This is a genomic window from Candidatus Zixiibacteriota bacterium, assembly GCA_021159005.1.
Taxonomy (GTDB): Bacteria; Zixibacteria; MSB-5A5; order UBA10806; family 4484-95; genus JAGGSN01.
Map to the genome: position 1 here is coordinate 1 of JAGGSN010000051.1, position 3,731 is coordinate 3,731.

Genomic DNA, 3,731 nt, shown 5'->3' on the forward strand with positions numbered 1-3,731 from the left:
GATATATCCTGAATGTCGATTCGCGGTATTCCAAGCATGCACTTAGCTTATAACTTCAGTCCTGATCTGTCAACAAAAAGGGCGCTGTCCCGAATGTCACTCGGTTAAGCAGTATAGCCAATTTCAATTAGTTTACGTTCTAATTTTCTAGGTATGTTCAATAAACGATAGTTTTTAGGACGTTGTTTAAGTTTTCTCGGTTCTATACGGAAGGGGCGATCAGGATTAATATCAAGAGCAATGTTCCGAATGAGCAGTTGATAAGCCTGCCACGGGTCTAGATGGATATACAGGCCGGACATCATTTCGGCAAACCTGTCGATTGCACCCTTAAAGCTAAGCCTTGCCATGCAGACTTTGTACTGAAGAGCGGCATCAAGCATGATAGTTCTGATCAGGTTGTAGAGCAAGATCCCGGCCCAGAGTTCCCTGCGACATGCTGACGGACATTTACTTCGAAGCATTTCGAAACCCATGGTTGTCTTGATATCCCTGAACCGGAGTTCGATATCCCACCGTCTGCGGTATAGTTCCAGAAGGTCGTCACGCGTGTATTCATCGGTGTCGAGAAGAGTAGTATATATTGTGACATTTTTGCTTCTGAATCCTTTTCGATTTATCACCGCGTGGATCACCCTGACCACGATGGATTCAGGCAGTTCATCAGAATCGATCCATTTCCCCGGTGATACAGGACGTTTCCAGTGGTACAGCCAGTCACCGTTGTCCAGTTCAACAGCATCTTCGCGCTTGAACTTCTTTGTCCCTTTTCGGAACACACAGTCAACACCCATGATTTGAAGCAGTGCGACCTCCGCATATGATCCGTACAAGGCATCTCCCAGTATTATGTCTCCTTTCTCAAGGGACCGCCAAAGCAGTCTGAACAACGGGTGTTCATAACCAGTTCCCGCAATGGTTTCCACGTCGATTATTCCTCCTGACTCAAGTCCCATCAGGACACACATGTTCATGACAGGGAATCCGCATCCCTTCTTCTGTGGCTTTGGTTGTGGATACTCAGCCTGATTGTCCGGTGTGTCAGTCAGTTCGACACTGGTACCGTCGACAACTTTGACCGGGCGGTTGCCGAACATCCATCTCTCCTTCGCGCATGTTTCCAAGGTTTCACCTGTCCGCATCGCCAGGCTCTTCAATGCTTTTTCCGTGAGCAGCGTTTTTGCTGTGCAGTATGATGATGCTGTTGGGCTTGTTGTTATAGGTAGTAATCCCTGATTGATGCCTTTGGAGACTGTACTCCTGTCCGTCAAGCCGCCTGCGATCTGAATCAGGTATAATTGGAGCAGCGGGTGTAGATGATATATCCGCTTTCGTTCACGAATACCGGAAAAAATATTCTCCACTGATTCCGGCGTTAATGATTCAACAACTGTGTAAATTTCGTTCTTTTTAATTTTGCTAATCTGATGTGTTATGTTGTAAAATGTCATTCGAACGCCTCCGAGGTAATTGTTTGAGCAAAAACTAATTATCCCTCATTGAGGCGTTTTTGTCTTGTATCTCCTATAAATACTGACCTTTTAATAGATATGATAATTTTCCAGAAGTTAAATCCGCTAGATATTGATACAACTAGCTAACCGAGTGACATTCGGGACAGCGCCCTATTTTAATAGATTTATTGAAGAGCCTTTTTTTCTTTAACCAGACTATCTGGATTCCCGCGTTCGCGGGAATGACGGAATCTTCAGTCTGACGTGTAAATCAACCATAACGCGTAAATCAATCCTGACATGTAGTTCAATCCTAACGTGTAGTTCAATCCTAACGTGTTAATCAACAGGGGCGCGGACTCTGTGCATTATGGGGCCATGCCCGACTGCTCCCGCAGCGCATCTGTCCCAGGCAATGTGTGTCCAGTCGCGTGAATCGACAACCATATACTGTTCCTTGTCGGATGTGATTCCACCCGGGAATGACTCATTTACAATTTCCGTTGTTGACCAGCTTGAACCATCTACGGATGAAGCCCAGTAAATGCTGTCTCCAACATGATATGTTACGATGATGTTGTTGCTGGAATCTGTATCGATGCTGATATATTCAGCCTCAGGTTCATTGGAGCCAGTATAGATTACTGTTCCGCCACTCCAGCTTGCACCGTTATTTGTGCTGGATTTGTAAATGATTGAGAAATCGCCTCCGCCATTCGGCTGGCTTAAATAAGCGACATGAAGATTATCATTTGTATCACTCGCGATTACAATTGAATCGAGTGTGTCGTTAGCACCTTGATCAACAAGGAAGCAACTTTCCGTTGGCGCACTCTGAGGCATCCTGGCACAGATAACATAGCGATAATCCTGTGGCGGACGATAGGGATCAATTGCTAGATCTCTCATATATACGAGAAAAAGCTGGCCTGATGAATTAATGTCAATAATACGGCTTTCACCCATTAATCGGTTATTTTGACCTGACCATGTTATGTAATCATCGAACTGATACATGGCACCAAAAGAGGGATAATGTCTTCTTACAATATGCCCAAACGCTAAGCTTGTATTGACGAAAAAGCCGTAACCGCCGATATCATCTGAATAGATGTGTGTTTGTATGCACGAAGCGATATCCCACGAATGTTCCGGCCACAAACCGGGTGAACCGGTATAGTGAAATCTTCGCCTGTGAGCGGAGGCATACACCTCATCATCACCAGGTCCAGTCCAGATGGACATGTAGTTGCCTGTTGTTGTGGCAAAGACCTCCGGAGTTGACCACTCGGTTTCATAAATAGAATAGTGGTTTTGACCATCATCACCAGACCAGACAGTAATTATTTTCCCACCCGGCATCTGGGCGATTTTCGGGATTCTGCCATCGTTGGAGTCAATCACGAAATCCTCGCTCCACTTATCGACAGTAACCTGAATTGAGTATATTTCACTGATCAGTGGCGGTGTGCCGCCGTCCGCAACTCTCAAGCCGACACGATAGATTCCAGCAGTTGTAAACTGATGTGTTTCGACATCAGTGCCCAGTCCACCCAAATCATCGGTGAAAGTAAGAGGATCGCCATCCCATACGAAATCCCATTCGTAGCTGACGATTTGGCCTTCCGGTGTTAATGGGTCATCGGGATCAGTGCTTGTTGACGTGAATTCGACAATATCGAGGAAACTGAGTTCGAGATCGGGAGTTCCAACCGGGTCAGTCACGAATGACGCAATTGGATTGCCGCCCTCAATTTCGATTTCGAATGTCATGTATGTCGCGAATTCATCAAGAGCGTACAAGCCGACAAGCGGATTTTCTGTTGGTTCAACTCGCTTGATGGCATCCATGCCGTTTAGCAGTGCCATTTCATTTAGTCCGGGTGCGTAGGAATCGAGAACCTTGACCAATCCCGTGTATGTTTCCTGTTCCGCTCCAAGGTCGTTGTTGAAATTCAGGTTGAATGTAAGGGGATTTAACGGGTCACGGCCATCGCCGCCGGTTGGTGTCGCCGCGCCTCCCGCCATTCCCGATGTTACACCGGCAACCTCAACATAAATCGAACCGACAGAACTGTCTGCTTTCATCTCATCAAGGCCTTCGCCAACCGCGACTCCGTGATTGATATCCAAAACCTTAATTAGCAGTTCGGCGGAAGAACTGGTATTACCGGGTGAAAGTGAATTGTCGGCAATCTCAACTACAATCTCACTCGCGGCTTTTTTATTGTGTTGTGGAATTTGGAATTCAGGTGAAAATCTCTGTGATTTATTCTC

General features: G+C 46.1%; 2 protein-coding genes. Both read right to left on the reverse strand.

Annotated features, from left to right (window positions below; translation table 11 throughout):
• Positions 1-104: 104 nt before the first annotated feature.
• The gene (locus J7K40_03130; GenBank protein ID MCD6161390.1) at positions 105-1,451 is read right to left on the reverse strand and encodes an IS4 family transposase; all 1,347 of its coding nucleotides are present in this window, start codon (positions 1,449-1,451) and stop codon (positions 105-107) included.
• Positions 1,452-1,793: 342 nt separating this feature from the next.
• The coding region (locus J7K40_03135) for a hypothetical protein (protein MCD6161391.1) at positions 1,794-3,731 on the reverse strand (1,938 nt) is incomplete at its 5' end.

Bases quoted from the DNA above. Each gene is read 5' to 3' on its own strand.
- J7K40_03130 (MCD6161390.1), bottom strand. From the start codon at position 1,451: ATGACATTTTACAACATAACACATCAGATTAGCAAAATTAAAAAGAAC.